25 protein-coding genes are annotated in these 25,476 nt (G+C 61.6%); 11 read left to right on the forward strand and 14 right to left on the reverse strand.

The window, feature by feature from the left end:
- Window positions 1-14: 14 nt before the first annotated feature.
- From FHT97_RS05030 to FHT97_RS05040, 3 genes are all read right to left on the reverse strand, one after another.
- On the reverse strand, window positions 15-452 hold the full coding sequence (locus FHT97_RS05030; protein ID WP_183752807.1) for a response regulator: 438 nt from the start codon (window positions 450-452) through the stop codon (window positions 15-17).
- Window positions 449-1,942, reverse strand: a complete 1,494-nt coding sequence (locus FHT97_RS05035) for a CHASE3 domain-containing protein (protein WP_183860312.1) — start codon at window positions 1,940-1,942, stop codon at window positions 449-451. Before FHT97_RS05035 ends, FHT97_RS05030 begins: the two co-directional genes overlap by 4 nt.
- Window positions 1,943-2,080: 138 nt before the next feature.
- Window positions 2,081-2,554 carry a VOC family protein gene (locus FHT97_RS05040; protein WP_183860314.1) on the reverse strand — a complete coding sequence of 158 codons (474 nt, stop codon included), beginning with the start codon at window positions 2,552-2,554 and terminating at the stop codon, window positions 2,081-2,083.
- 204 nt (window positions 2,555-2,758) lie between these two features.
- Here FHT97_RS05040 and FHT97_RS05045 point away from each other — a divergent pair, with 204 nt between their 5' ends.
- The 4 genes from FHT97_RS05045 to FHT97_RS05060 are packed head-to-tail and all read left to right on the forward strand — an operon-like array spanning window position 2,759 to window position 8,281.
- Window positions 2,759-4,555 carry an acyl-CoA dehydrogenase C-terminal domain-containing protein gene (locus FHT97_RS05045; RefSeq protein WP_183860316.1) on the forward strand — a complete coding sequence of 599 codons (1,797 nt, stop codon included), beginning with the start codon at window positions 2,759-2,761 and terminating at the stop codon, window positions 4,553-4,555.
- 36 nt (window positions 4,556-4,591) lie between these two features.
- Window positions 4,592-5,800, forward strand: coding sequence for an acetyl-CoA C-acetyltransferase (locus FHT97_RS05050; RefSeq protein ID WP_153269413.1), 1,209 nt, complete (start codon window positions 4,592-4,594; stop codon window positions 5,798-5,800).
- An 11-nt stretch (window positions 5,801-5,811) separates the two neighbouring features.
- Entirely contained in the window at window positions 5,812-6,030 is a 219-nt protein-coding gene (locus tag FHT97_RS05055) for a hypothetical protein (RefSeq protein ID WP_153269414.1), read from the forward strand.
- Window positions 6,031-6,064: 34 nt separating this feature from the next.
- On the forward strand, window positions 6,065-8,281 hold the full coding sequence (locus FHT97_RS05060) for a 3-hydroxyacyl-CoA dehydrogenase NAD-binding domain-containing protein (RefSeq protein ID WP_183860318.1): 2,217 nt from the start codon (window positions 6,065-6,067) through the stop codon (window positions 8,279-8,281).
- 69 nt (window positions 8,282-8,350) lie between these two features.
- Here the strand turns inward: FHT97_RS05060 and FHT97_RS05065 are convergent, their stop codons facing one another.
- From FHT97_RS05065 to FHT97_RS05075, 3 genes are all read right to left on the reverse strand, one after another.
- Window positions 8,351-8,779 carry a plastocyanin/azurin family copper-binding protein gene (locus FHT97_RS05065; protein ID WP_183860320.1) on the reverse strand — a complete coding sequence of 143 codons (429 nt, stop codon included), beginning with the start codon at window positions 8,777-8,779 and terminating at the stop codon, window positions 8,351-8,353.
- Window positions 8,780-8,901: 122 nt separating this feature from the next.
- Window positions 8,902-10,017, reverse strand: coding sequence for an NAD(P)/FAD-dependent oxidoreductase (locus FHT97_RS05070; RefSeq protein WP_183860322.1), 1,116 nt, complete (start codon window positions 10,015-10,017; stop codon window positions 8,902-8,904).
- 79 nt (window positions 10,018-10,096) lie between these two features.
- Entirely contained in the window at window positions 10,097-10,909 is an 813-nt protein-coding gene (locus FHT97_RS05075; RefSeq protein WP_183860324.1) for an arginase family protein, read from the reverse strand.
- A gap of 535 nt (window positions 10,910-11,444) precedes the next feature.
- Between FHT97_RS05075 and FHT97_RS05080 the strand changes: the two genes are divergently transcribed.
- Window positions 11,445-11,927, forward strand: a complete 483-nt coding sequence (locus tag FHT97_RS05080; RefSeq protein ID WP_183860326.1) for a hypothetical protein — start codon at window positions 11,445-11,447, stop codon at window positions 11,925-11,927.
- Window positions 11,928-12,031: 104 nt separating this feature from the next.
- Here the strand turns inward: FHT97_RS05080 and FHT97_RS05085 are convergent, their stop codons facing one another.
- Complete coding sequence (locus tag FHT97_RS05085) at window positions 12,032-13,654, reverse strand: ABC-F family ATP-binding cassette domain-containing protein (RefSeq protein WP_183752825.1); 1,623 nt, start codon at window positions 13,652-13,654, stop codon at window positions 12,032-12,034.
- 280 nt (window positions 13,655-13,934) lie between these two features.
- On the opposite strand from FHT97_RS05085, the gene FHT97_RS05090 reads away from it, so the two are divergent.
- Window positions 13,935-14,567, forward strand: a complete 633-nt coding sequence (locus FHT97_RS05090) for a TerC family protein (protein WP_183752827.1) — start codon at window positions 13,935-13,937, stop codon at window positions 14,565-14,567.
- 24 nt (window positions 14,568-14,591) lie between these two features.
- Here the strand turns inward: FHT97_RS05090 and FHT97_RS05095 are convergent, their stop codons facing one another.
- The gene (locus FHT97_RS05095; RefSeq protein WP_183860328.1) at window positions 14,592-15,185 is read right to left on the reverse strand and encodes a DUF922 domain-containing protein; all 594 of its coding nucleotides are present in this window, start codon (window positions 15,183-15,185) and stop codon (window positions 14,592-14,594) included.
- 278 nt (window positions 15,186-15,463) lie between these two features.
- On the opposite strand from FHT97_RS05095, the gene FHT97_RS05100 reads away from it, so the two are divergent.
- Window positions 15,464-16,384 (forward strand): sulfite exporter TauE/SafE family protein, encoded by a 921-nt coding sequence (locus FHT97_RS05100; protein ID WP_183860330.1) that lies wholly within the window; start codon window positions 15,464-15,466, stop codon window positions 16,382-16,384.
- Complete coding sequence (locus FHT97_RS05105) at window positions 16,384-17,190, forward strand: TIGR02186 family protein (RefSeq protein ID WP_183752830.1); 807 nt, start codon at window positions 16,384-16,386, stop codon at window positions 17,188-17,190. The genes FHT97_RS05100 and FHT97_RS05105 overlap by 1 nt, the downstream gene beginning before the upstream one ends.
- Here FHT97_RS05105 and FHT97_RS05110 read toward each other — a convergent pair whose 3' ends face one another.
- A complete protein-coding gene (locus FHT97_RS05110; RefSeq protein WP_183860332.1) occupies window positions 17,191-17,697 on the reverse strand; it encodes a helix-turn-helix domain-containing protein in 507 nt (168 codons plus the stop codon).
- Between the two features lie 89 nt (window positions 17,698-17,786).
- Here FHT97_RS05110 and FHT97_RS05115 point away from each other — a divergent pair, with 89 nt between their 5' ends.
- Window positions 17,787-18,344 carry a dihydrofolate reductase family protein gene (locus tag FHT97_RS05115; RefSeq protein ID WP_183860334.1) on the forward strand — a complete coding sequence of 186 codons (558 nt, stop codon included), beginning with the start codon at window positions 17,787-17,789 and terminating at the stop codon, window positions 18,342-18,344.
- 38 nt (window positions 18,345-18,382) lie between these two features.
- Here FHT97_RS05115 and FHT97_RS05120 read toward each other — a convergent pair whose 3' ends face one another.
- Window positions 18,383-19,450: a cyclic nucleotide-gated ion channel gene (locus FHT97_RS05120; protein ID WP_183860336.1), complete on the reverse strand. Its 1,068-nt coding sequence runs from the start codon at window positions 19,448-19,450 to the stop codon at window positions 18,383-18,385.
- A 239-nt stretch (window positions 19,451-19,689) separates the two neighbouring features.
- Between FHT97_RS05120 and FHT97_RS05125 the strand changes: the two genes are divergently transcribed.
- Complete coding sequence (locus FHT97_RS05125) at window positions 19,690-20,271, forward strand: transglycosylase SLT domain-containing protein (protein WP_183752844.1); 582 nt, start codon at window positions 19,690-19,692, stop codon at window positions 20,269-20,271.
- A gap of 57 nt (window positions 20,272-20,328) precedes the next feature.
- Here the strand turns inward: FHT97_RS05125 and FHT97_RS05130 are convergent, their stop codons facing one another.
- Entirely contained in the window at window positions 20,329-20,631 is a 303-nt protein-coding gene (locus tag FHT97_RS05130; RefSeq protein ID WP_183752846.1) for a hypothetical protein, read from the reverse strand.
- A 392-nt stretch (window positions 20,632-21,023) separates the two neighbouring features.
- Between FHT97_RS05130 and FHT97_RS05135 the strand changes: the two genes are divergently transcribed.
- Complete coding sequence (locus FHT97_RS05135) at window positions 21,024-21,254, forward strand: hypothetical protein (protein WP_114711272.1); 231 nt, start codon at window positions 21,024-21,026, stop codon at window positions 21,252-21,254.
- Between the two features lie 63 nt (window positions 21,255-21,317).
- On the opposite strand, the gene FHT97_RS05140 is transcribed toward FHT97_RS05135, so the two are convergent.
- The 3 genes from FHT97_RS05140 to FHT97_RS05150 form a co-directional block, all read right to left on the reverse strand.
- The gene (locus FHT97_RS05140; protein ID WP_183860338.1) at window positions 21,318-21,968 is read right to left on the reverse strand and encodes a glutathione S-transferase family protein; all 651 of its coding nucleotides are present in this window, start codon (window positions 21,966-21,968) and stop codon (window positions 21,318-21,320) included.
- 158 nt (window positions 21,969-22,126) lie between these two features.
- Window positions 22,127-22,852, reverse strand: a complete 726-nt coding sequence (gene pdeM, locus FHT97_RS05145; RefSeq protein ID WP_183860760.1) for a ligase-associated DNA damage response endonuclease PdeM — start codon at window positions 22,850-22,852, stop codon at window positions 22,127-22,129.
- Window positions 22,853-22,954: 102 nt separating this feature from the next.
- Window positions 22,955-25,465, reverse strand: coding sequence for a ligase-associated DNA damage response DEXH box helicase (locus FHT97_RS05150; protein WP_183860340.1), 2,511 nt, complete (start codon window positions 25,463-25,465; stop codon window positions 22,955-22,957).
- Window positions 25,466-25,476 lie beyond the last annotated feature (11 nt).

Genomic DNA, 25,476 nt, shown 5'->3' on the forward strand with positions numbered 1-25,476 from the left:
ATATTGGCTACTCGTTAGGGGATCTGGATGACGGAGAAGAACAGGCCGAGATTGCGGATCGCGGTGGCGAAACCGTCATAGTCGACCGGCTTGGTGATGTAGACGTTTGCGCCGAGATCGTAGCACTTCTGGATTTCCCGCTCGTCGTCCGTCGTCGTCAACACGACGACGGGAAGGCGGCGGGTGTATTCGTTGCTCTTGATCTGCTCGAGAATGTCGAGGCCCGACATGTCGGGCAGGTTGAGATCGAGCAACACAAGCAGATAACGATCCTTGCTGACCACGCCATCGCGGCTCGGCCCGAGGATGTAGTCGAGCGCGCTCTTGCCGAGGGTGAAGGGCACGATCTCGTTGTGCACGCCGGCGCGGCGCACGTTCTTTTCGATGAGACGGGCGTGGCCCTCGTCATCCTCGATCATGACGATCGTTACTTCCTGACCCGTGGCTTTCATGATTCCATGCTCCGGACGATTTTCGTGAGGTCGGATGGCAGCGTCAAAATGAAGGTGCTGCCCTGGCCGAGTTCGGCTTCGACCGTAATGTCTCCGCCCAAATTTCGTATTAACGAGCGCACATGCGCAAGGCCAATGCCTTCGCCGCGCTGATCCTGCTCCCCTGCCCGACGAAACAACTCGAACACCCGTTCGAGGTCCTGACGCCCGATGCCGCGTCCATTGTCCTTGAAGTCGATCCGTACCCGGCCCGGTCCATCCGGACGGGCGTCGATCTCAAGCGCCAGCGGCCGATCTTGCATCTGGTACTTCACAGCATTGTCGAAAAGATTGCCGAAAATCTGTTCAAGCGAAAAACGATCGGTGATGACCGCGCCCGCGCGGACGCGGATGTCCACCGCTCCGTCGGATTCGGACAGCTGGTGTTGAACGTTTGCGGCCGCCGTTTCCAGCAGGGATTTGAGGTCAATACGCTCCGGCTGAAGCTTCCTGCGGCCGTCACGGGAGATCTTCAAGATCGCGTTGATCAGCGAGTCCATCTTGCGCGTCGACGAGCGGATGAAACCGAGAGCTTCAGGCAGGTCCTCCTCGACCGCCTGCCGCGCTTCGCGAATTTCTTCCTCAGTCGGCGACTTGTCGTCTGCAAGAATGTAAGCCGTGACCGACTTCATCGCAGAGTCGAGCTCGCTGAGGAAGCCCATGATGTTGACGAGCGGCGCGCGCAGATCGTGGGTGACGATGTAGGCGAAACGCTGGATTTCCTGGTTGGCGCGGATGACCTCCTCCGTGCGCTCGCGCACACGTGTCTCCAGCCCAACGTTGAGAAGTTCGACCTCGTCGGTTGCCGCCTGCAGATCGCGCACATGCTGCACGATGATCAGGATCGCGCCGCCGAGCACGATCAGGATCGCGACCGCGCCGCCGATCGTCACCCATTGCAGATTGCCGGCGGCCGAGAGCTGCGCCTGCACGAGGACGCGCAGACGGTCGTCGGTCTGCTCGAGGAAATCGCCGAGGATCGCGCGCACCTTATCCATGTATTCGCGGCCGGCGTCATCGCGAACGATGGCCACGGCCTCGGGGAGCTTGCCTTCCTTGGCAAGCGCAACCGTGGTCGAAAGCTCCTGCAGCTTGCCGTCTATGGCCGTGCTCAGTGCATCGAGTTGCAGGGCGTAGTTTGGCAGCGGCGAGACGTTGTCGACCAGAGCCTTGCGGCGTTCAGGCAACGCCTGCAGCGCCTTGTCGTATGGCTCGAGATAGCTGAGGTCGCTCGACAGCAGAAAGCCTCGCTGGCCGGTTTCCGCGTCCTGCACCGTTGTCAGAAGGCCAACGATCGAACTCCGCACGCGACGAAGCGAGGCCGTCTCCTCGGAGTAATTGTTGTTGGCACGCACCAGCCAGATCGACGAGCCAACAATGCCAAGCAGGATCAGCACCCCGACGGCGAGCATGATCAAACTGGAACGGTAGAAGGCAGCGGTGGAAGTCATCAGGCATCCGCATTATCGGTGGGCGCCTTCTTGTATACACAGCCACCCGCGAAAGATAGCACCCTTATAGTATGCCGCTCCAACAGTTCTCCCGCAGCGACTGCGAGCCGTTGCGGGAGGGAGTCGCGAGCCGGGCGACTAGCGATACGCTGCCTCGAGCTTCGCGATATCGAGCTTGACCATTCCGAGCATGACCTCGGTGACGCGCTTGGCGCGTTCGCGGTCGGGATCTGCAACCATCTCCGACAGAACACGCGGAACGATCTGCCAGCACAAGCCCCAGCGATCCCTTAGCCAGCCGCACTGTTCTTCGACGCCGCCGTTCTCCAGGAAGGCGCGCCAAATCCTGTCGATCTCCTGTTGTGTCTCGCACTGTACCGAGACCGAGAAGGCGTGGTTGAACGCATCGAGCGGGCCGGCCTGCATCGCCACGAAATCCTGATGCCCGAGCTTGAACTCGATGATGATGACGCTGCCCGGAGGGCCGCTCGGCGTTTCGGCCGGCAGGATGGTCGTGCGCCCCATGGACGAATTCGGGATGGTCGCCACATAAAATTCGACGGCCTCCCGGACGTCCTTCTCAAACCAGAGGTTCGAACTGACCTTGAGCATGGATTGTCCTCCTCGTTGCTGCTCCGATGATGGGTTCGACAGCCCTAGGACGTTCTTGGCCCGCCCTTCCCGACAGCGCACACACAATCGTCATCAGAAATTCGAGTCTGCGCAAAATTTGACGTTTACGCAAACGTCAATATTTTGTAAGAGACTCTCGAATGCCGGTGTCATCCGGCGTGCCGAATTGGAGGAATTCGAACGATGCCAGTCTACAAGGCCCCGGTTAACGACACGCTCTTCGTGCTGAATGACGTGCTCGGCCTGGAACGCTACAACAATCTCCCGGGGTTTGCCGACGCCACGCCTGACATGATCGAGGCGATCCTCGGAGAGGCTGCGAAAGTTGCCGAGGAAGCGCTCTTCCCGCTCAACTATTCCGGCGATCAGCAAGGCTGCGTGCGCCACGAAGACGGCTCGGTTTCCGTGCCTGATGGTTTCAAGGGCGGCTACGACGCCTATTGCCAGGGCGGGTGGATCGGGCTTGCCGTTCCCGAGGAATTCGGCGGACAGGGCCTCCCCTACGCACTGCATGCGGCTGTCGGCGAATATACGTCCGCTGCCAACATGTCGCTGATGATGTATCCCGGGCTGACCCAGGGTGCGATCGCGGCGATCCTCGTGCATGGCTCGGACGAGCAGAAGCAGACCTATCTGCCGAAGATGGTCTCCGGCGAATGGTCGGGCACCATGAACCTCACCGAGCCGCATTGCGGCACCGATCTCGGCCTGCTGCGTACAAAGGCGGTGCCGCAGGCAGACGGCAGCTACAGACTATCAGGCCAGAAGATCTTCATTTCCGCCGGCGAGCACGACATGACGGACAATATCGTCCATCTGGTGCTGGCGCGCATCGAGGGCGCCCCCGAGGGCACCAAGGGCATTTCGCTGTTCATAGTGCCGAAATATCTCGTCACGGCAGATGGCACGGTTGGCAAGCGCAACCAGGTCTCCTGCGGCGCGATCGAACACAAGATGGGCATTCACGGCAATGCAACCTGCGTCATGAACTATGACGAGGCCACCGGCTTCCTCATCGGCGCCGAGAACAAGGGCCTCAGCGCCATGTTCGTGATGATGAACGAGGCGCGTCTCAGCGTCGGCCTGCAGGGACTGGCAATCTCGGAAATCGCCTACCAGAACGCCGTCAACTACGCCCGCGAGCGCATCCAGGGCCGCTCGCTCTCCGGCCCGAAGGCGCCGGAGAAGAAGGCCGACCCGATCATCGTGCATCCGGATATCCGCCGCTCGCTGATGACGATCCGTGCCTTCAACGAGGCCGGCCGCGCCTTCCTGCTCTGGACGGCGCTGAAATCCGACATCGCCCACCGCTCGGCGGACGAGAAGGAACGCCAGACCGCCGACGACATTCTCGGCTTCGTCACCCCGATCCTCAAGGGTGTCCTGACCGACAAGGGCTTCGACCACGCCGTTATGGCCCAGCAGGTCTTCGGCGGCCACGGCTATATCGAAGAGCACGGCATGAGCCAGTATGTGCGCGATGCGCGCATCGCCATGATCTATGAAGGCGCCAACGGCATTCAGGCGCTCGATCTCGTCGGCCGCAAGCTCGGCCAGAACGGCGGCCGCGCCGTCATGGCACTGTTCAAGGAAATCGGCGATTTCTGCGAGGAGAACCGTAACGACGAACAGATGACCTTCTTCACCAAGAACCTGAAGAAGGGGTTGAACGACGTGCAGGCGGCGACCATGTGGTTCATGCAGCACGCCATGGCCAAGCCAGACAATGCCGGCGCCGGCTCGACCGACTACATGCACCTCTTCGGCCTCGTCGTGCTCGGCTACATGTGGGCGAAGATGGCGAAGGCTGCCGAGGACGGCCTTGCTACGGGAGACGCGGATCGCGAGGCATTCCTTCGCAACAAGCTGATCACCGCGCGCTTCTTCATGGAGCGGATCATGCCGGAAACGGCGCTGCGCAAGGCCCGGATCGAAACCGGTGCGGAAACGATGATGACCTTGGCCGCCGAGGCCTTTTGAGTTCAACGGCGCTCGCGCCGATAGGGAGATAGAGGAATGACCGAGGTTTTCATTTACGACCACGTGCGCACGCCACGCGGTCGCGGCAAGAAGGACGGCTCGCTGCACGAGGTACCGTCGGTGCGCCTTGCCGCAAAGACGCTAGAGGCTATCCGCGACCGCAACGGGCTTGATACGGCCACTGTCGACGACATCGTCATGGGCTGCGTCGATCCTGTCATGGAAGCCGGCGCGGTGATCCCGCGCGGGGCGGCCTTCGAGGCAGGCTATTCCACCAAGGCACCCGGCATGCAGATTTCCCGCTTCTGCGCCTCCGGTCTCGACGCGGTGAATTTCGGCGCGGCGAAGATCGCCCAGGGCGCCGACGACATCGTCATCGCAGGCGGCGTCGAGTCGATGTCGCGCGTCGGTCTCGGCATGTCCGGCGGCGCCTGGTTCATGGATCCGTCGGTGAACTTCCCGGCTTATTTCATGCCGCAGGGCGTCTCCGCTGACCTGATCGCCACCAAGTATGGCTTCTCGCGCGACGACGTCGATGCCTATGCGGTCGAGAGTCAGAAGCGCGCTGCGAATGCCTGGGAGAAGGGTTACTTCAAGAACTCCGTCATCCCAGTCAAGGACCAGAACGGCCTTGTTATCCTTGCCCATGACGAGCACATGCGCCCGGGCACCGACATGCAGGCGCTGGCAGCGCTGAACCCCTCCTTCCAGATGCCGGGCGAGATGGGCGGCTTCGAGGCCGTTGCAATCCAGGCGCATCCGGAGGTCGAGCGCCTCAACTACGTCCACCACGCCGGCAACTCCTCGGGCATCGTCGATGGCGCGGCCGCCGTGCTGCTCGGCTCCAAGGCCGGCGGCGAGAGCATGGGTATCAAGCCCCGCGGCCGCATCAAGGCCTTCGCCAATATCGGCTCCGACCCGGCACTGATGCTGACCGGCCCCGTCGACGTCACCGAAAAGCTTCTGAAGCGCACGGGCATGACGCTTGCCGACATCGATCTCTTCGAGCTCAACGAAGCCTTCGCCGCCGTCGTGCTGCGCTTCATGCAGGCCTTCGAGGTCCCGCATGACCAGATCAACGTCAACGGCGGCGCGATCGCCATGGGCCACCCGCTCGGCGCCACCGGCGCGATGATCTTGGGGACGGTGCTCGACGAATTGGAGCGACGCGATCTTAACACCGCGCTCGTCACGCTCTGCATCGGCGCCGGCATGGGCACGGCGACCATCATCGAACGCGTCTGAGGGAGCGTGAGATGCCGATCGACCGTGACGTCTACGAAAATGAACGTAACGAGATCGAACGGCAGTTCGCACAGCACAATCTTGAGAAGGACATGGCGCAGGCTGCCCGCAAAGGACCACCGATCTTGTCGAAGCGGGATGCCGCACGAAGCCGGGTCGCCGGTTGGATCGCGTTGGCCGTACCGATCGGTCTGATCGCCACCCTTTGCTACCTTCTAGGCGCCTTCTGACAGTTTGGGAAATTCAGGGAAGAGGAATCCCACAATGACCACCTACAAGAACTTCACCGTCGAAACCGACGCGGACGGCATCGCCCTTGTCACCTGGGACATGCCCGGCAAATCCATGAACGTCTTCACCGAAGAGGTGATGGACGAGCTCGACGCCATTGTCGATGCCGTGGTTGCCGATAGCGCCACCAAGGGCGCGGTCATCACCTCAGGTAAGTCGAGCTTCTCCGGTGGCGCGGACCTGTCGATGATCAAGTCGATGTTCTCGCTCTACCAGCATGAGAAGGCAACCAACCCCGATGGCGCCGCGCAGAAGCTGTTCGATCTCGTCGGCCGCATGACCGGCCTGTTCCGCAAGATCGAAACTTCGGGCAAGCCCTGGGTTTCGGCGATCAACGGCACCTGCATGGGCGGCGCCTTCGAAATGTCGCTCGCCTGCCATGGACGCGTCGCCTCGAATGCCAAGTCGGTGAAGATCGCGCTGCCCGAGGTCAAGGTCGGCATCTTCCCGGGCGCCGGTGGCACGCAGCGCATCTCGAGGCTTGCCGACGCTCAGTCGGCCCTGCAGATGATGACGACGGGCCAGTCGCTGACGGCGGCGCGCGCCAAGGCGATGAACCTCCTGCATCAGGTGGTCGAGCCGGATCAGCTGATCCCGGCAGCCAAGCAGATGATCAAGGACGGCCTCAAGCCTGTCGCCCCCTGGGACGAGAAGGGCTTCAAGGCGCCCGGCGGCGGCATCTGGACGCCTGCGGCAGCGCAGCTCTGGCCGGCCGCACCCGCGATCCTGCGCCGCGAAACGGCAGGCAACTACCCGGCAGCACTCGCCATCCTCAAATGCGTCTATGAAGGCCTGCAGGTGCCGTTCGACACCGGCCTCAAGATCGAACAGCGCTACTTCACCGAGATTCTGCAGACCAGCGAAGCCTTCTCGATGATCCGTTCGCTCTTCATCTCCATGCAGGAGCTCAGCAAAGGGGCCCGCCGCCCCGCCGGGATCCCGAAAACGGTGTTGAAGAAAGTGGGTGTCGTCGGCGCCGGTTTCATGGGAGCCTCGATCGCCTATGTGACCGCCGCCGCCGGCATCCCCGTCACCCTCATCGACCGCGACATCGAAGCGGCGACCAAGGGCAAGAGCGTCGGCGAAGGCCTGGTGAAGGACTCGATCGGTAAGGGACGCCTTACGCAAGACGAGGGTGTGGCGCTGCTGTCGCGCATCGTCCCGTCCGCCGACTATGGCGACCTCAAGGATGCCGATCTCGTCATCGAAGCGGTGTTCGAAGACCGTGAGGTCAAGAAGGCCGTGATCGAGGCGGTTGAAGCCGTGTTGCCCGAGGGCGCCATCTTCGCCTCCAACACCTCGACCCTGCCGATCACCGGCCTTGCCGGGAACTCCAAGCGGCCCGCCGATTTCGTCGGCGTGCACTTCTTCTCGCCGGTCGAGAAGATGATGCTGACGGAGGTCATAACAGGCAAGGAGACCGGCGACAAGGCGCTCGCCGTGGCACTCGACTATGTCGCCGCGATCAAGAAGACGCCTATTGTCGTCAACGACACGCGCGGCTTCTTCGTCAATCGCTGCGTCTTCCGCTACATCCACGAAGCCTACGACATGCTGATCGAGGGCGTTCCGCCCGCGATGATCGAGAATGCCGCCAAGATGGCCGGCATGCCCGTCGGTCCGCTGTCGCTGAACGACGAAGTGGCGATCGATCTCAGCCAGAAGATCCTGAAGGCCACCGTCGCTGATCTCGGCGAGGCCGCCGTCAATCCCAAGCATATGGCGCTGATCAACAAGATGGTCGACGAACTCGACCGCCGCGGCCGCAAGAACGGCAAGGGCTTCTACGACTATCCGGCGAAACCGGCCAAGAAGTCGCTCTGGCCGGAGCTGAAGACCTTCTACCCGCAGAAGAAGGCCGACGACATCGACGTCGAAGTGCTGAAGCAGCGCTTCCTCGTCACCATCGCGCTGGAGGCAGCCCGCACCATCGAAGAAGGCATCGTCACCGATCCGCGCGAGGCTGATGTCGGCTCCATCCTCGGCTTCGGCTTCGCTCCCTACACCGGCGGCGTGCTCTCCTACATCGACGGCATGGGCGTGAAGACCTTTGTGGACCTCTGCGAGAAACTCTCGGCAACCTACGGCGCACACTTCAAGCCGACGGCGCTACTGAAGGACATGGCCGCGAAGGGAGAGACCTTCTACGGCCGGTTTGATCCCTATGCAAAGGAGAAGGCGGCGGCATAAGCCGCCACCGGACAATCTCAAGCAAAAGCCAGCCGTCGCCTTCGGCTGGCCTTCCATCTCGGATAACGGCTATTTCGTGACCGTCAGGCCGGCCTGCATGCCCGCCTCGTAGTGCCCTTTGATATTGCACAGCAACAGATAGGCACCCGGGGCAAGTTTTGCTTTCAACTGCCCGTCCGCTCCCGGCTTGAGGTCCGAGACTTCGCCGATGCTTTTGAGCTGCTTTTCGTCGACACGATGCCGTGAAGCAACCACCGGGATCTTCTGGTCGGCGGATTTCAGCTTGACCAGCACCATCTCGTGATCCTCGGTCATCGCATCGTTATGAACGGCGAAGACCGTTTCGCCCGCCTTGATCGTGGTCTGGTCGAGCGTCAGGGTCATCGGCCCGCCGCCCTCGCCGCCTTCTGTGACTTTCACCGTCGTTGCCGCCCATGACGGCGAAGCAATTGCGATTACGGCGGATGCTGCGAGAGCATACCATGCGTACCTGTTCATCAAATCAGCCTTTCCGTTGCAGCCCGCGCTTCCCGTAGGCAGCACGTCTGACGTTAACCTGAAAGGCTGGTCCACCAGGTTGCGACGCAAAGTCGATACTGGTTCAAGCGACGTAAAGCGCATTATTTGCCGGCGATAGAGGCCGCGATCTTTTCCGCTTCTAGTCCGATCTCCCGGAGAAGACCGGTCGGCACGGCAGTGAAGCCGCAAAAGTAGAGACCGTCATTCGCCGGCTGCAGCGCGCCGCGGGCGGGACCGTCAGCGCCGGCAAATCGCTCAGCGAAATCGGGCAGAAGCGCTTCGAGCCCTGATCGGTAGCCGGTCGCCAGAACGATCGCATCGAACATGTCGGATCGGCCGTCGACGAAATTGACGCGCCGCGCCTCGCTGTTCGAGATAGCCGGGAACACCGTGATATCTCCTGACCGGATCCGCTCGATCGTTCCGATATTGATCAGAGGCGTACGGCCCCTTTCGATGATGCCGGTCAGCGGGCCGCCCTTTGCCCGCTCCACCCCGAATTTCCCGAGGTCGCCGAACCGCAGGCTGAGGATCGGCGCATTCATCGCATCGACCAGGCGATAGGGAAGGAAGCGTTGCGCGATGGCGATGCTGGCGCTCGTCACACCGAACAGTTCGAGCGGCACGACGCTGACCGGGCCGCGCACCGCCATCGCAACGTCAAGACCGGCCTCGGCGCATTCCAGCGCGATCTCGCCGGCCGAGTTGCCGAAGCCGACGACGAGGACGCGCTTGGCGGCAAGCGCGGCGGCATTGGTAAACTCGGAGGAATGAAGAAGTTTGCCCGCAAACAGCTCCCGCCCTTCCCATACCGGCCGTATCGGCGTGTTCGCGAGGCCGGTCGCGACGATGACGTTCGTCGCCTTCAAGGTCCCGTCAGAGCTCTCCACGGTCCACGTCTCGTCCTTGCGGATCGTCGTCGCGCGCACACCAAATCTCACCTCGATGTCGTTCGACGAGCTATAGGTTTCGAGATACTCGATCACCTGAAGCCGCGATGGATATCTTGGAAAATGCCGCGGCATCGGCATTCCCGGCAGGGCCGAGTGCCTCTTGTGGGTATGCAGGTGAAGGCGGTCGTAGTGATGATGCCAGGCGGCGGCGAGCGTCTCGCCTTTCTCAAGCACGACAAACGAGCGCCCACGCGCCTGCAGCGCCACAGCGCAGGCTAATCCTGCCGGTCCCGCGCCGATGATGATCGTCTCTGCATCCGTCAATAGAGATCTCCGGCGGCCGGAAGCCGGGACAAAGCATAGAGGAGATTTCGCTGACGAGCGAGCGTGTTTCGGGATATCGCTATCGCAGAACGGGCTTCAAAGCATCGAGCAGAGCATTCGGGGACACGGGAGAACCGTTCGCCTTCCAGGCGCTTTGAAACTCCGCGATCTCGATCCCTATGAAATCATGCTCTGCAATTAGCTCGCAGCAGATCCGCAGATCATCCAGCGATAGGCCGCCTTCGTGCTTATAATCCGTCGGTACAATGCCCGGCTCCAAGACATCGCAGTCGAGATGCACATAGACGGATCGACCACTTATTGCGTTCCGAAGCTCAGTTGCCAGATCAGCGCCCGGCTTGATGAGCGGAATGTTGTGCGTCGCTATAAGATCAAGTTCAAATGGATCGAGGTCGCGCTGCCCCACCAGAACGACCTGATCCAGGCTCAAGCCTGCACCAAGGCCTGAATCCCAAAGCCCGACAGGCCCTGCCAACGCCAATCCACCGAGATATCCAGTCGGGCTCGCTTCCGGTGGATTGAGATCGCCATGCGCATCGAACCACACGATGCAGGCGGAGGGAAAATGCTTTGCGACCGCCGGCAGCGTCGCCAGAGAAACGGCGCACCGGCCGGTTGCGGCAATCGAGACTGCCCCTCCGGCAAATACATCGTCGAAGCGAGACTGAATTTCCTTCAGCGATGGAAGAGCCGCATCCAGCTCTTCATGCCAGCCGGCATTCAATGCGGATGCCGGGGTGCCGATCACTGTAGGCGAGATACCAGTGCGGCTTTCCAACTCCTCGCCAATGGCCTTTGCGCCGGGAATGGCCAGATCGTTATGATCGCCTGCACGCCCTTGGAAAACTGTATACTCTGCCCGCTTCGCCAAGACTGCAACCTCCGACTATGCGCCGCAACCCTAAAGGCAATTTGCAGATCGAGGAAGCCTGCTTGTGGCGGATCCATACGTTGCACCTACTCGGTCATCCGGTCCGGCGCGGAAGAAAAATTCGCTCCGATTTTCCCCACCCTTCGGCTCCATGCCTACAATCGCCCCGCTTCCGTCGCCGGAGTGTTTCGCGAGACGTTCGCGGGCAGGCGGGAGCCGGCGCCCTGTACCAGGCTGTAACGTGCAGCCGAACGCGGGGAGGCGAAAGCCGGGCATCGGGGTCAAACCCGCTGCCGTCATAAGTCTCCCCCGGATGTTCCAGCATCCGGTTTGGTTCAGCCATGCAAGTCCGGGCGAGAATGCCCGGACGCAGCGAGACGAGGCGATCATCTGAAGGGAGCGGAAGTCCCGAAGAACGCCGAAGGCCACGCAAATGCGGAGCCACCATAAAACCAACCAGTGAGGTTCCGCATTTGCGTGGGCTCTCCGGATCGATGCTCGAAACATGGCGGCGGAGCCGCCGTGGAGGAAACGCATGAGAAGCAGCCTGTTCCTGAAAAGACTTCTCGCCCTGCCCGTGGTCGAGGTGCTCGCCGTCGTCGAAGCCATGAATTTCGAGGATGGTGGACTGGTCCACGACGAGGAGAAGGCGCGGCCCGGCGGCTGCGTGATCACCCGTCTTGCGGCCGGCGAATGCAGTTTCTGGAAGGATTGCGTCATCCCCGGCTGCCGTCGCGCTCGGGCCTGCCGGGGCAAGCTGACAGCGGCACAGATACAGCACGGCTCCGGTTATCACCCCTATTTTCCGCCTTGCACGCGCGCCAACGAGGACCGGCGGCAGGCTATCCTTCGGATGATGGGCAGGATGCCAGAGACGACTGCCGACGACACGGCGGAATTCCGCGATCTGGAGCGTCGCTTGGCAGAGGCGGCACGGCTGCAACCGGAACTCCGATCGCGGCTCAGCGCCTTTCCCGGCCGCTACGGCCTGCCGGCAGCGCCGAAATGCCAGAAATAGCGGCGCCTGGTGTTCAAAAGGCAGCTGCGCGGCAACCCTGTGCGAAGGTCGCCACGATAGCGGTTTTGTGTCGAGCCCGGAGGCCGACGGGTGCCCCGGCGCCGTCAGCCCCGCAGGCCGGGTGCCTCGTAGCCGGTGCGCTCGACATATTCGGTGTAGCCGCCGCCGTACTGATGGATGCCGTCAGGCGTCAATTCCAGCACGCGGTTGGAAAGCGCAGCAAGGAAATGCCGGTCGTGCGAGACGAACAGCATGGTGCCCTCGTATTGCGACAGCGCTTTGATCAGCATTTCCTTGGTATCGAGGTCGAGGTGGTTGGTCGGCTCGTCGAGGACGAGCAGGTTCGGCGGATCGAACAGCATCTTGGCCATGACCAGCCGCGCCTTTTCGCCGCCGGACAACACCCGGCACTTCTTCTCGACATCGTCGCCGGAGAAGCCGAAGCAGCCGGCAAGTGCACGCAGCGGCGCCTGCCCCGCCTGCGGGAAGGAATCCTCCAGCCATTCCAGCACCGTCCGCTCGCCGTCGAGCAGATCCATCGCGTGCTGCGCGAAATAGCCCATCTTGACGCTGGCGCCGAGAGCGACGCTGCCCTCATCGGGTTCGGCGGAGCCAGCCACCAGCTTCAGCAGGGTCGACTTGCCGGCGCCGTTGATGCCCATGATGCACCAGCGCTCCTTGCGGCGGACCATGAAGTCCAGGCCTTCGTAGATGGTGCGGCTACCGTACTTCTTGTGAACGTTCTTGAGGTTGATCACGTCTTCGCCGGAACGCGGCGCCGGCAGGAAGTCGAAGGCAACGGTCTGGCGGCGCTTCGGCGGCTCGACACGGTCGATCTTCTCGAGCTTCTTGACACGGCTCTGCACCTGCGAAGCGTGCGAGGCCCGCGCCTTGAACCGCTCGATGAACTTGATCTCCTTGGCAAGCATCGCCTGCTGGCGCTCGAACTGCGCCTGCTGCTGCTTCTCGTTCTGAGCCCGCTGCTGCTCGTAGAAGCCGTAATCGCCGGAGTAGCTGTTCAGCGAGCCGGCGTCGATCTCGATGATCTTGCCGACGATGCGGTTCATGAACTCGCGGTCGTGCGAAGTCATCAGCAATGCGCCGTCGTAGGTCTTCAGGAAATCTTCCAGCCAGATCAGGCTCTCGAGATCCAGGTGGTTGCTCGGTTCGTCGAGCAGCATGACATCAGGGCGCATCAGCAGAATGCGCGCGAGCGCGACACGCATCTTCCAGCCGCCCGACAGTCCGCCGACATCGCCGTCCATCATTTCCTGCGTGAAGCTCAGACCTGCCAAAACTTCACGCGCACGGCCCTCGAGCGCATAACCGTCCAGTTCCTCATAGCGCGCCTGGACTTCGCCGTAGCGCTCGATGATCCGGTCCATCTCGTCGAGCTTGTCGGGGTCAATCATTTCCGCTTCGAGCTCACGCAGCTCGGCCGCGACGACGCTGACGGGACCGGCGCCTTCCATGACCTCGGCCACGGCGCTGCGGCCTTCCATCTCGCCGACATCCTGATTGAAATAGCCGATGGTCACACCCTTTTCGGCGGCGACCTGGCCTTCGTCGGGCTGCTCCTGTCCCGTGATCATGCGAAAGAGCGTCGTCTTGCCGGCGCCGTTCGGACCGACGAGGCCGATCTTCTCGCCTTTGTTGAGGGCTGCGGATGCCTCTATGAAGAGGATGCGGTGGCTGTTCTGCTTGCTGATATTCTCGATACGAATCATGTCTGCGTGGAGTCCGAAAGCGTTGCTGCGCCCCTCGATCATGCCGGCCGGGGCTTTTTGCGGCTCTCGCTAGCACGTTCGCCGCGTCATGGCCAATCCCCGACCATGCAAAGAAGCTTAAATGAGGAAAATGAAGGCTGTTTGTCGGTTTCGGCGGAACTGCAACGGCCGGCAGAACTTTTCCACAATACGCCAGCGCCACTTGATCAGCCGATCAACGATCATCTATGCGTTAACGACGCGCCGGCGGTGCGTTTCGAAAAGTCGGGGATTGTCATACATGGAAATTTTCACTTCTGCCGGCTTGGCGGCGCTGTTGCAGGTCGTTCTCATCGACCTGGTGCTTGCCGGGGACAACGCCGTGGTGATCGGTCTTGCCGCCGCCGGGCTACCGGCCGACCAACGCAAGAAGGCGATCCTCGTCGGTATTCTTGCCGCCACCGTGCTGCGCATCGCGCTTGCCAGCGTCACCGTTCAGCTCCTCGAGATCATCGGCCTGCTGCTCGCGGGTGGCATCCTGCTGCTCTGGGTCTGCTGGAAGATGTGGCGCGATCTGCGCAACGGCAGCGGAGGGGAAGCCGAGGGCCCTGAAGGGGCGGCGGCGCCGAGGAAGACCTTCTTCCAGGCCGCCAGCCAGATCGTCATCGCCGACGTGTCCATGTCACTCGACAACGTGCTTGCCGTCGCAGGTGCCGCCCGCGAACATCCGACGGTCCTCGTCATCGGCCTGATCCTGTCGATCGCCATGATGGGTATCGCTGCGAACTTCATCGCGCGCCTGCTCAACCGCTACCACTGGATCGCCTATCTCGGCCTTGCCATCATCATCTACGTGGCGCTGAACATGATCTATCGCGGCGCGCTGGAGGTCTGGCCGCACCTCGCTCCGGTTGCCGCTGCCGCCTTGGGCTGATCCGGCAAAGCTTCGAGCGGCCCCTCAGGGGCCGTTCACCAACTGCAGGACGAGGCGGCGGATGTTGCCGCCCTCGCTCATCTCGGCCTTGTCGAAATCCCGGCCCTGCTGTCGCTGCCGCGCCGAGAGTTCGCCAAGCCGCTTGGTCAACTCGACCCGGATCTTGCGGCAGTCCGGATCATTGTCGGCGGAAAAGCCGAGGCTCATCGCTTCGATCTCGCGGACCATCTGCTCGATGTAGTCGCCGTGCACCCGCTCATGCGTTTCGATGCCGGCGATGAACGTCGCCCAGCTTGCCGCCGTCGAAGCGGGCAGCTTTCCGGCTGGCTTCGGCAGCGTGTAAGTGATGATCAGCTTCGGCCGCGCCACCGCAATCACGCAGGCGTTGCCGCGACGCTCGTATTTTCTGGTCCAGGTCAGCTTGAAGGTTGTGTGCGCCACGACGCGGCTGCCGCCAAGGTCCGGGCCGTTTTCGCCGATGGAATCGTACAGCGCCGCGCCGGAACTCCCCGTCACCGCATAAGTCCGCACCTCTTCGATCGGTTGCCATTCCGCCCTCGCCGCAAACGGCTGCACGACGCAGGCCACCAGCAACCAACGAACCAATCCTGCCTTCACGCGAATCCCCCGGACAATGACGCTCGGACCCTAGTCGGCAGGCGCCTTGCATTCAACCGGCGATCGGATTGCCGCGATCGGATGCTCTGCCGAGACCTCCTCCTAAAGGCTTGTCATAAAACCCAAAAAAAGCCTGATTATTCGAGAGCATCACGCTATCGAGCGGATTGCATGTCGCTTATCGAAAGCCTCTGGCAACGATTTCACCGTATGATGTGCCATTCGAACGGGATGTAAGACGCCTGCCTGTGGGGGCAGTTCATAGATTGGGGTCTGCTGTGACAATCTATCTGCCTATCGCAGAATTGTCGGTGAACATCTTCATCATTCTCGGCATGGGAGCAGCCGTCGGCTTTCTGTCCGGAATGTTTGGTGTCGGCGGTGGCTTCCTGATCACACCGCTGCTGATCTTCTACAACATCCCCCCGGTCGTCGCCGTCGCCACTGGCGCCAACCAGGTCGTCGCCTCGTCGATCTCGGGTGCGATCACGCATTTTCGTCGCGGATCGCTCGACCTGAAGCTTGGAACCGTGCTGCTGATCGGCGGTCTGACCGGCGCCACGGTCGGCATCTGGATCTTCTCGCTGCTGCGACAGATCGGCCAGCTAGATCTCATCATCTCGCTGCTCTACGTTATCTTCCTCGGCACCGTCGGCGGCCTGATGCTGCTCGAGAGCGTCAATGCCATGCGCCGCGCGGCGAAGAACGTGCCACCAACGCCGCGACGCCCCGGTCATCACCATTGGGTGCACAAGCTACCGCTCAAGATGCGGTTCAAGAAGTCGAAGATCTTCCTCAGCGTTATCCCGGTAATCGCGCTCGGCTTCGGCATCGGCGTGCTGACGTCGGTCATGGGCGTCGGCGGCGGCTTCATCATGGTGCCGGCGATGATCTATCTGCTGCGCATCCCGACCAACGTGGTTGTCGGCACATCGCTGTTCCAGATCATTTTCGTGACCGCCTATACGACGGTCGTGCAGGCGGCGACCAACTTCTCGGTCGATATCGTGCTCGCTTTCATCCTGATGATTGCCGGCGTCATCGGCGCGCAATACGGCGTCCGCGTCGGACAGAAGCTGCGCGGCGAACAGCTTCGCGCGCTGCTTGGGCTTCTCGTCCTCGCCGTCGGCCTTCGCCTTGCCGTTGCGCTAATTGTCACCCCGGCGGATGTCTACTCCGTGGTCATGGGGGGGAACTGATGCGCCGCGTTCTCACCGCCCTGCTGCTTTGCGTCATCATGCTGCCGGCTGTCGCGGAGGCGCAAATGCTCCTCCCTGGGCAGGCAACGCAAACGACGGCCGAGGGCCTTGAGATTGGCACGTCGACCAGTGAAATCGCCATCACCTCGGATTTTCGCGGCGCGGACCTCACGATCTTCGGCGCGGTGACCAACACCGACAGTCTGCTGTTGGCAATCGGCCAGTACGATGTCGTTGTCGTTCTCGAGGGGCCGCGGGAGAACGCCACGGTACGCCGCAAGGAGCGCGTCTTCGGCATCTGGGTCAACACCCGCTCGATGACCTTCGAGGCGGTGCCGCATTCCTATTCGATGTCGAGCTCCCGCATGCTCGACGACATCACCACGCCGCTTGACCTGACGGATATGGGGATCGGGATCGACCACATTCCGCTGACCCCGGTCGGCTTCGTCGGCAATGCCAGCAATCTTGGCGAGTTCCGGCAGGCCTTTCGCCGGCTGCAGGAGAATGGCGGTCTCTACGATCGCGACCCGAGCGGCGTGCGCTTCGTCAGTTCCAGCCTTTTCAAGGCGAGTCTGCGACTCCCGGCAAATATTCCGAATGGCGTGCACACCGTCCGCGCCTACCTCTTCAAGAGCGGCAACTTCGTCACCGAGAAGTCGGTTCCGCTGCGCGTCATCAAGACCGGGATCGAGCAGATGATCACGGACGCGGCGCACGCGCAGCCGATCGCCTATGGCCTGCTCTCCGTCTTCCTGGCGCTGATTACCGGCTGGGGCGCCAGCGTGGTGTTCCGCAAGGACTGATCAGGCGGATTTCGTCTTGCGCGCAACCACATCGAGATAGGCTTCCGTCAGTCGCCCGAGCACCGATGGCGTTCCGGCAGGCAGCGTCTTGCCGAGGTGCTTGGCGCGCAACTCGTCCATGAAGCCCTCCCAAAGCTCCGCGCCCCCGGTCTCCAAAAGCTCGGCGCGAATGGAGAGCTCCTCGGACACCGGAAGGTGTCTTCTGCCCCAGGCACCCATATGGGCGAAGATCGGGACCAGCTGGATCGCCATCTCCGTCAGGCTGTAGATGGCCTTCTGCTTGTGGCTTGGATCGTCCTCTCTTGTGAGCAGCCCTCTGTCGACGAGGCGACGCAGGCGATCGGCCAGAATGTTCGAGGCGATTCGTTCCTGCGAATTCTGCAGCAACTCACGGAAATGGCGCCGGTTGCCGAACATGATGTCGCGGATGACGATCAGGCTCCAGCGATCGCCGAGCACTTCCAGCGTCAGGTTGATCGGGCAGCCGGAGCGGTGAGCATCGTCCATGAGTATCTCCAAAAACTGCTTGCATTTTGCCATCAGTCAATCTAACTTTCAACCAGTTGCAAATTGCAATCAGTTGGAAGGAGGACGAAATGAGAAAGCTTGTCGTTTGGAATCTGATGACACTCGACGGTTACTTCGAAGGCACGAAGCCGTGGGATATCGAGTTCCACAATCTGGCTTGGGGTCCCGAGCTCGAGCGTTATGCCGAGCAATTCGGCGAGGAAGGCGATCTGCTGGTCTTCGGCCGGAAGACATACGAAGGCATGGCGGCTTATTGGCCGGCGGCGGAGGGAGAAGAGAAGATCAAGGCCTATATGAACGGCATTGCCAAGATCGCCGTGTCGCGGTCGATGACGACGGCCGACTGGAATAATACGCGCGTTGTCAGCGATCCGGTCCCGGAACTGAAGAAATTGAAGATCGAGGCCGGCAAGACGATCTTCATTTTCGGCAGCGCCGAACTCGCAGATTCACTGCTGCAGCAAGGACTGGTGGACGAGGTCCGCATCTGCCTGGTGCCGGTCATTCTCGGCGGCGGCAACCCGCTCTTCAAACCGGCCAGCCAGCAGATCCCCATGACACTGCTCGACAGTGCGACAACAAAGAGCGGCGCGGTCATCCTGCGCTACAAGCCGGTCAGGGCATGAAGCCGGTGGCTGCGGTCATGCGATACCGTGGCTTTAAATCATTCCTTCGGCAAGCCGCCCCGTCGCTCAAATGCCGTCTTGCGGATCGTCTCGGCGATCTCCGGACTGCTGCTCGAGAGCATCTGGAAATCAACGGCGGAGAGCGACAGGAGAGAGACCTCGGTGGCCGCACTGACGGTCGCCGAGCGTGGCTCTCCACTGATCAGTGCCATCTCGCCGAAAAAGCTTCCAGTACCGAGTTCGACCGGATGATCGGGCGTCGCAACGCTGACCCGCCCTTCGACGATAAAGAACATCTGATCGCCGACATCGCCCTTGCGGCAAATCACGGCGCCAGCGGGCACCGTGCGCGGCCGCAGCGCGCGGACGATCTCGATCAGAGCTGCCGAGCCAAGACTCTGAAACAGAGGCACGGCGGCGACGAGTTGCCAGTTGCGCACGAAATCCCGACGGCGAACCTCCTCGTAGAAGCCCGTGGCGAGGATACCGGCCCAAAGTGCGAAAATGCCGATGCCGCTCATCATCACCAACCCGGCGAGCACCCGCCCAGCCAGGCTTTGGGGGATCTCGTCGCCGTAGCCGGTCGTCGACAGGGTCACGACCGCCCACCACATCGCCTGCGGAATGCTGCCGAACTTGTCCGGCTGGATATCCCGCTCAATGACATAACCGGCCACCGACGCGCCGAAGAGAACACTGGCGAAAACCGACGTCACGCCGAGGAGGTTGCGGTATTCTTTGACAACCACCTTTGCCATCAACCTGAAGAAGCTCGAGTCCCGCAGCGGCTTGAGAAGCCAGATGGCGCAGTACAAGCTCCGATCGCGAGATCCGACGAACAGGAATGCGGCCAGGGGAAGCAGGACCGCAATTACGTCGATCAGCAGAGGTGGTGTTCCGCCCGGCAGGCGGTGTCGCCGGGACAGCAAGGTGCCGGCCAATTGGAAGACGTAGGCCACCCAGATCGCGACAAGCACAAGCTGGCAGGCGAATCTCGCCTGCGGGGTCAGATCCGGTGTCGTAAGCAAAGCCACCATCAGCAGTCCGGTCGCGGCAAGCAGCGCATTGAGTGGCGAGGAAATCTTCGAAAAAGGCACTGCCGACATCAGACACTCCCAACCGCCCCGGCATTTCTCGACAATAGATACGTTGGGGTCGCGCGCAAGGGGAGCGTTCAGCCCCTTGCGTTGTTCCGGCACCTCTCGGCCCGGTGACCGCGCCAAATGCCTCTCGCTGGCATGGCGAATCGTGGTCACCCTTTCACCCGTGGCAACTCCCAATCGACTAAAAACCGCTCGTTAATATTTACGAGTTAGTAATCTCTCGGAATGAGAGGTTTTCTGTAATGCGTATCCGTACCCTCCCCGTCCTCGTGCTTCTGGCACTTGCTGCCGGTTGTGCAACGGCTCCCAAACAAACCCGAAACATCTGCGCTGTCTTCGACCAGCGCGACGGAATGTTCACGAGCTGGCAGCGCGCGGCGGAAAAGACGGAGCGTAAATACGGGGTTCCGGTTCCGATCCTGATGGCGACGATGTACACCGAGTCCGGCTTCCAGCCCTATGCGCGGCCGCCGCGCACCAAGCTGTTCGGCTTCATTCCCTGGACGCGGCCATCGACGGCCTACGGCTATTCGCAAGCGCTCGACGGCACCTGGGATCACTATCAATCGGCGACCGGGAGCTTCGCTGCCCGCCGCACCAACTTCGCCGATGCGATCGACTTCATCGGCTGGTACCATTCGCAAAACAGTCAAACGACCGGCATCCCGCTTAACGATGCCTACAACCTCTACCTCGCCTATTATTCCGGCCCGAAGGGCTACATGCGCGGCGACTGGCGCTCGAATGGGCAACTGCAGAAGACGGCGCAACGATTCAGCAATATGGCGGTGACCTATCAGCAGCAGTTGCAGGGGTGCAATTGAGGTCTCCTCTACCGGGCCAAAGCAGACGCACGCGAAGCTTTTGACAGTATCTCAGTCTTAGTCCGGTAGCCGCTGGGCAACCTCGACAATGTCTCGGGTGCGTGTCGCGCGCCCGCCCCATTTGCCATCAAATTCGTTGCCCGACGATTGAATAGCGACGTTCGCCGCTTCTAAGCTAGAGAACTCATAGAAGGCAGTGTGCTTCGAAGGATCGGTTCGGCTCCAGGCGCGCCAGGCCCGGAGTGCCCCGAACGCGCGCAATGCCTCTGGCAGATGGCGATCGTACCATCGATCGAAGGAGGCACGATCCGCTTCATTCGGAACATCGGCATGCACGATTAGTAGCGCTTGAGTGGACATTTTTGGCCCCTTTTCTCAGATCGCATATGACCTGAGGCGGTCCGATAAACATACAGGAATTCGGCACTGTTCACGACAACCGGGACGCAGATCGGCCGCCGACCGTGGAGACGTTGCTGATTGCCTTTGCGACATCATACCGAGCGTACTGCACGATGATCGACTGCGGGATTCAGGGATCTGTCTCGAAGTTCACGGCCGAAATGCTGTGCTTCGTGATCGCCTAGCTTTAACATCTCGACGACCTAACATCGGCCTCGTAAGCACAGTAAAGGCCGCATGAAACCGCCTTTGCCGAAACAAAATTGGGTTGATCGGCCTATATCATCAGTATTGTTTGACAATACATTCGCAGCCATGGGATTCTTCCTGAAATGGAATCAGGAGAATAGATGGCAGAGCGCTACTTATACGACCACAGCTCGCACCGGGCCGTCATGTATGAGATTGGCGACTATCTCTATGCCATTTCCGGCAACAAGGCAGAACACTGGATTTCCGGTGATTACATCTTCTGCATGGAAACCCAAACGATTTCCTTCTGGATCCTGGGAAAGGACGTCTACGGCCACATCGGTCGCGGCGAACTGACGCGCCAGCCTCTCTATTACTTCGGCGATTAGGACTGAACCCATAAGCTCAGCGGAAGACGCTGGAGACGGCTTCGAGCTTGGAGCGAACCTTTGTCAGCCGGTCGATGCGGCGTTGAAAACCGCCAGTTGAGCGTCGAACGCACGTTTGTATGCAGCCCGCGCTTCGCCGCGGGTGACATAGGCTGCAAGGTTCGGATACTCGTCCAGCATGCCTGATCCTTTCAACCGGAGCAGCACCGACACCATCTGCAGGTCGCCCGCGCTGAACTCGCTGTCGAGCCAGTCGGCATCACCAAGTTGGGTAGAGAGTTCGTTCAGTCGCTTGCGAATACGTTCGTCGACCATGGACAGGCGCTCCTGATACCAGGGCTTATCGCCTTCCAAAAATCTGGCTGCTTCGCGGTCGACGATCGGCTGCTCCATGGTAGTGACCGCGGCAAACATCCAGGTGATTGCGCGCGCCCGAGCGTTCGTGTCGACCGGAAGCAAGCCGGCATGGCGCTGCGCGATATGGAACACGATTGCCCCGGACTCGAATAGGACGAGATCGCCTTCTTCATAGCTCGGAATCTGCCCGAACGGTTGAAGCGCAAGGTGTGCGGCTTCCTTCATAGCCTTGAAGGAAAGAAGGCGCACTTCGTAGGGCTGCCCCACTTCCTCGAGCGCCCAGCGAACGCGCATGTCACGCGCCAAACCTCTGCCGCGATCCGGCGACCGTTCAAAGGCGGTAATAGTGATCGTCATTGCTGTTCTCCATAGCTTGTCTGCCTTGAAGACGACGGGCTAAACGAGATTCCGACACCATCCGCGCATTCTTGAGTGCTATCAGCCGTTATCTGAGGGCGGTCAACGCTCCGATCATAGAGCGAGGCGACTGGCGCACATTCCACCCTTTGGACTTTTCACCCGACAAGGTTTCCGAACCTGACGGAGTAGATCCGGTCCCGCCCGAGAAGATGGGCGATCAGCAGCGTGTGGTCGAACAGGCCCTTCATCGCCTTGTGGCGAAGGTCGAGGCCGCCGGTCATGACACCGAACGCCGGCATCAGCAGGCGGGCGCCATCTGTGGCAAAGCAGGGACGGCGGACGGATTTTTCGCGACGTCGCACGGTCGCTGCCGGATGCAGGTGCCCGGCGATCTCGCCCTTCTGCAGGCCTCCCCTCGGCTCGTGGCGGAAGGTCAGGCCTCCAGAGTGTATCTCGTCGGCAGACGTGCCCGGCAAATCGACGGTGCCGTCTGGATCGTGGTTGCCGTTGATCCAGATCCATTCGCGGCCGCGCGCCATTTCCGCAATCAGGCTCCGGAATGCCTCAGGCAGATGCGCCGAGCCGACGCGGTCGTGGAAATTGTCGCCGAGAGAGACCACCAGCTTCGGGTCGTAGCGGGTGATGACAGCAGAGAGAACCGTCAGTGTCGCCAGCGTGTCGTAGGGTGGCAGCATCATCCCGCGGCGGGCGAAGGCCGCGCCTTTTTCGAGGTGCAGGTCGGAGACGACGAGGATGCCGGCATCGGGCATGTAGAGCGCGCCGAGTGGATCACAGACGGCAGCGACGCCATGGACGGAAGTCTCCACGCCTGGCAGCGCAGTCAGTCCGTTCAGTTCACGCGCGAGCGCTAGGCGATTCATCAATCTGGTCAGTCCTTGATTCCTAAAGCGCCTTCATCTTCGAAGGCCTTTGTCTCATGCAATTCCGGATGGTAAGCCGACACGAACCTATCCGGCACCATTCTAGGCCAGCGCCTCGGCGAGCAGGTCGTCGGCGGCTTCTGCCAGCACCGCGTCATGCGCCTCGCCATGCACCGGCTCCTTGCCGATCTCCAGCATGACGGGAACCGCCAGAGGCGAGATATGGTCGAGCGCACGATGCGTGATGTGACCTTTGATTCGCCTCAGCATATCGCCAAGCCGTGAAATATCCAAAAGCCCGGTCGCCGCGTCCTGCCGCGTCGCCTGCAGGAGGATGTGATCCGGCTCGTGGGTTCGAAGCACATCGTAGATCAGATCGGCCGAGACCGTGACCTGTCGCCCGGTCTTTTCCTTGCCCGGGTGACGGCGCTCGATCAAACCGGCAATCACGGCGCAATTGCGGAAGGTGCGTTTCAAGAGAAAGGATTCGTCGAGCCAGCTTTCGAGATCGTCGCCCAGCATGTCCTCATCGAAGAGGTCAGCGAGGCTGAGCCGGTCGTTCTGGATCATCAGTCCCATGTCCTCGAAGCCCCAGATGCCGAGCGAATAATCGGTCGCGACGAAGCCGAGCGGCTTGGCGCCGGCCCGCTCGAGCCGGCGCGTCAGCAGCATGCCGAGCGTCTGGTGCGCCAGTCGCCCCTCGAAGGGATAGATGACCATGTAACAACGGCTGCCGCGCGGGAAGGTCTCGATCAGCAGCTCGTCGCGCTTCGGCAGCATCGATTTTTCCTGCTGGATCGCCAGCCAGTCGCGCACCTGATCCGGCAGATGGCGCCAGCGATCGGGATCCGCGATCATCGAACGCACTTGATCCGCCAGATAGGTGGAGAGCGGGAACTTGCCGCCGGCATAGGAGGGGATCTTCGGATCCATCGAGAAGGCTTGGCTGGCGAGCGCCTCGTTCTCGCGGATCCCTTCAAAGCGCAGCACCTTGCCGGAGAAGATGAAGGTATCGCCGGGCGACAGCTGCTCGAAGAAATATTCCTCCATCTTGCCGAGCGTCGCGCCACCGCGGCCGATACGCCCGCCTTCGCCACGCTTGACCATGCGCAGATTGAGCATCGGGCTCTCGACGATGGTGCCGAGATTGAGCCGGTATTGCTGCGCGACCTGCGGATTGGAAACGCGCCAGCGTCCCTCCTTGGTCTTGCGGATGCGGGCATAGCGCTCGTAGGTGCGTAGCGCATAGCCCCCCGTCGCGACGAAATCGACGACGCGCTCGAAGGTTTCCCAGGAGAGGTCGGCGTAAGGCGAAGCGCTGGTGACCTCGTCGTAAAGCTCCAGCATGTCGAAGGGCTCGGCGCAGGCCATGCCGAGCACATGCTGCGCCAGTGCATCGAGCGCACCCTTGCCGACTGGCGGCGTATCCTGCGCCCCGATATAGTTGGCGTCGAGAGCGGCCTGGCATTCCATCACCTCGAAGCGATTGGCGGGGACGAGGATCGCCTTCGACGGTTCATCCATGCGGTGGTTGGCGCGGCCGATGCGCTGGGCAAGCCGCGAGGCGCCTTTCGGCGCACCGACATGGACGACCAGATCGACATCGCCCCAGTCGATGCCGAGGTCGAGCGTCGAGGTGGCGACGACAGCGCGCAGCCGGTTGGCCGCCATCGCGGCCTCCACCTTGCGGCGCTGCCCGACATCAAGCGAGCCGTGATGCAGGGCGATCGGCAGGTTTTCGTCATTCACTGTCCAGAGTTCCTGGAACAGCATCTCGGCCTGCGACCGGGTGTTGACGAAGAGCAGTGTCGTCTGGTGTTCGAGGAGCTGCTTGTAGACGTCGGGGATCGCATATTTCGCCGAATGACCGGACCAGGGGATGCGCTCCTCGGTCGACAGGATCGAAATATCGGGCTTGGCGCCACCTTCGACGATGACAAGGCCTGCATGGTGGTCCTCGCCTTCCCGCTGTGCGACCAGCCACTTCTGCAAGTCCATCGGGTCGGAGACGGTGGCCGAAAGGCCGATTGTCTGCAGGGCGGGCGCCAGCCTTCGCAGGCGGGCAAGACCGAGCGAGAGCATATGGCCACGCTTCGAGGTCACGAGCGAATGCAACTCGTCGAAGACGATATACTTTAGGTCTTTGAAGAAGCGCTCGGCCTCGTTGTTGGCGAGCAGCAACGCCACCTGCTCCGGCGTCGTCAGCAGAATGTCGGGCGGGTTCAGCTTCTGTCGCTGGCGTTTGGCAACGGGCGTGTCGCCGGTGCGGTTCTCGACCGTAACAGGCAGCCCCATCTCCTCGACCGGCTTCATCAGGTTTCGCTCGATATCAACGGCGAGCGCCTTCAGTGGTGAGACGTAGAGCGTGTGGATGCCGGTAAACGCCGAGCCGGGCGGGATCTTGCCGCGGCGCGTCAGATCGGTCAGCGACGGCAGGAAGCCGGCGAGCGTCTTGCCGGCGCCGGTTGGCGCGATCAGCAGCGTGCTGTCGCCTGCCTCGGCGCGGGCCAGCAATTCCAGCTGATGGGCACGCGGACGCCATCCCTTGTCCGCGAACCAGCGGGTGAAAGGCGGAGGCAGGGCAACGCGGGCTTCGGAATCGATCTGGTCCACGGCGCTAAAGG

Source organism: Rhizobium sp. BK399 (genome assembly GCF_014194695.1).
In the GTDB taxonomy this organism is placed as follows: Bacteria; Pseudomonadota; Alphaproteobacteria; order Rhizobiales; family Rhizobiaceae; genus Rhizobium.

Bases quoted from the DNA above. Each gene is read 5' to 3' on its own strand.
- FHT97_RS05030 (WP_183752807.1), bottom strand. From the start codon at position 452: ATGAAAGCCACGGGTCAGGAAGTAACGATCGTCATGATCGAGGATGAC.
- FHT97_RS05035 (WP_183860312.1), bottom strand. From the start codon at position 1,942: ATGACTTCCACCGCTGCCTTCTACCGTTCCAGTTTGATCATGCTCGCC.
- FHT97_RS05040 (WP_183860314.1), bottom strand. From the start codon at position 2,554: ATGCTCAAGGTCAGTTCGAACCTCTGGTTTGAGAAGGACGTCCGGGAG.
- FHT97_RS05045 (WP_183860316.1), top strand. From the start codon at position 2,759: ATGCCAGTCTACAAGGCCCCGGTTAACGACACGCTCTTCGTGCTGAAT.
- FHT97_RS05050 (WP_153269413.1), top strand. From the start codon at position 4,592: ATGACCGAGGTTTTCATTTACGACCACGTGCGCACGCCACGCGGTCGC.
- FHT97_RS05055 (WP_153269414.1), top strand. From the start codon at position 5,812: ATGCCGATCGACCGTGACGTCTACGAAAATGAACGTAACGAGATCGAA.
- FHT97_RS05060 (WP_183860318.1), top strand. From the start codon at position 6,065: ATGACCACCTACAAGAACTTCACCGTCGAAACCGACGCGGACGGCATC.
- FHT97_RS05065 (WP_183860320.1), bottom strand. From the start codon at position 8,779: ATGAACAGGTACGCATGGTATGCTCTCGCAGCATCCGCCGTAATCGCA.
- FHT97_RS05080 (WP_183860326.1), top strand. From the start codon at position 11,445: ATGAGAAGCAGCCTGTTCCTGAAAAGACTTCTCGCCCTGCCCGTGGTC.
- FHT97_RS05085 (WP_183752825.1), bottom strand. From the start codon at position 13,654: ATGATTCGTATCGAGAATATCAGCAAGCAGAACAGCCACCGCATCCTC.
- FHT97_RS05090 (WP_183752827.1), top strand. From the start codon at position 13,935: ATGGAAATTTTCACTTCTGCCGGCTTGGCGGCGCTGTTGCAGGTCGTT.
- FHT97_RS05105 (WP_183752830.1), top strand. From the start codon at position 16,384: ATGCGCCGCGTTCTCACCGCCCTGCTGCTTTGCGTCATCATGCTGCCG.
- FHT97_RS05110 (WP_183860332.1), bottom strand. From the start codon at position 17,697: ATGGACGATGCTCACCGCTCCGGCTGCCCGATCAACCTGACGCTGGAA.
- FHT97_RS05115 (WP_183860334.1), top strand. From the start codon at position 17,787: ATGAGAAAGCTTGTCGTTTGGAATCTGATGACACTCGACGGTTACTTC.
- FHT97_RS05120 (WP_183860336.1), bottom strand. From the start codon at position 19,450: ATGTCGGCAGTGCCTTTTTCGAAGATTTCCTCGCCACTCAATGCGCTG.
- FHT97_RS05125 (WP_183752844.1), top strand. From the start codon at position 19,690: ATGCGTATCCGTACCCTCCCCGTCCTCGTGCTTCTGGCACTTGCTGCC.
- FHT97_RS05130 (WP_183752846.1), bottom strand. From the start codon at position 20,631: ATGTCCACTCAAGCGCTACTAATCGTGCATGCCGATGTTCCGAATGAA.
- FHT97_RS05135 (WP_114711272.1), top strand. From the start codon at position 21,024: ATGGCAGAGCGCTACTTATACGACCACAGCTCGCACCGGGCCGTCATG.
- FHT97_RS05140 (WP_183860338.1), bottom strand. From the start codon at position 21,968: ATGACGATCACTATTACCGCCTTTGAACGGTCGCCGGATCGCGGCAGA.
- pdeM (WP_183860760.1), bottom strand. From the start codon at position 22,852: ATGAATCGCCTAGCGCTCGCGCGTGAACTGAACGGACTGACTGCGCTG.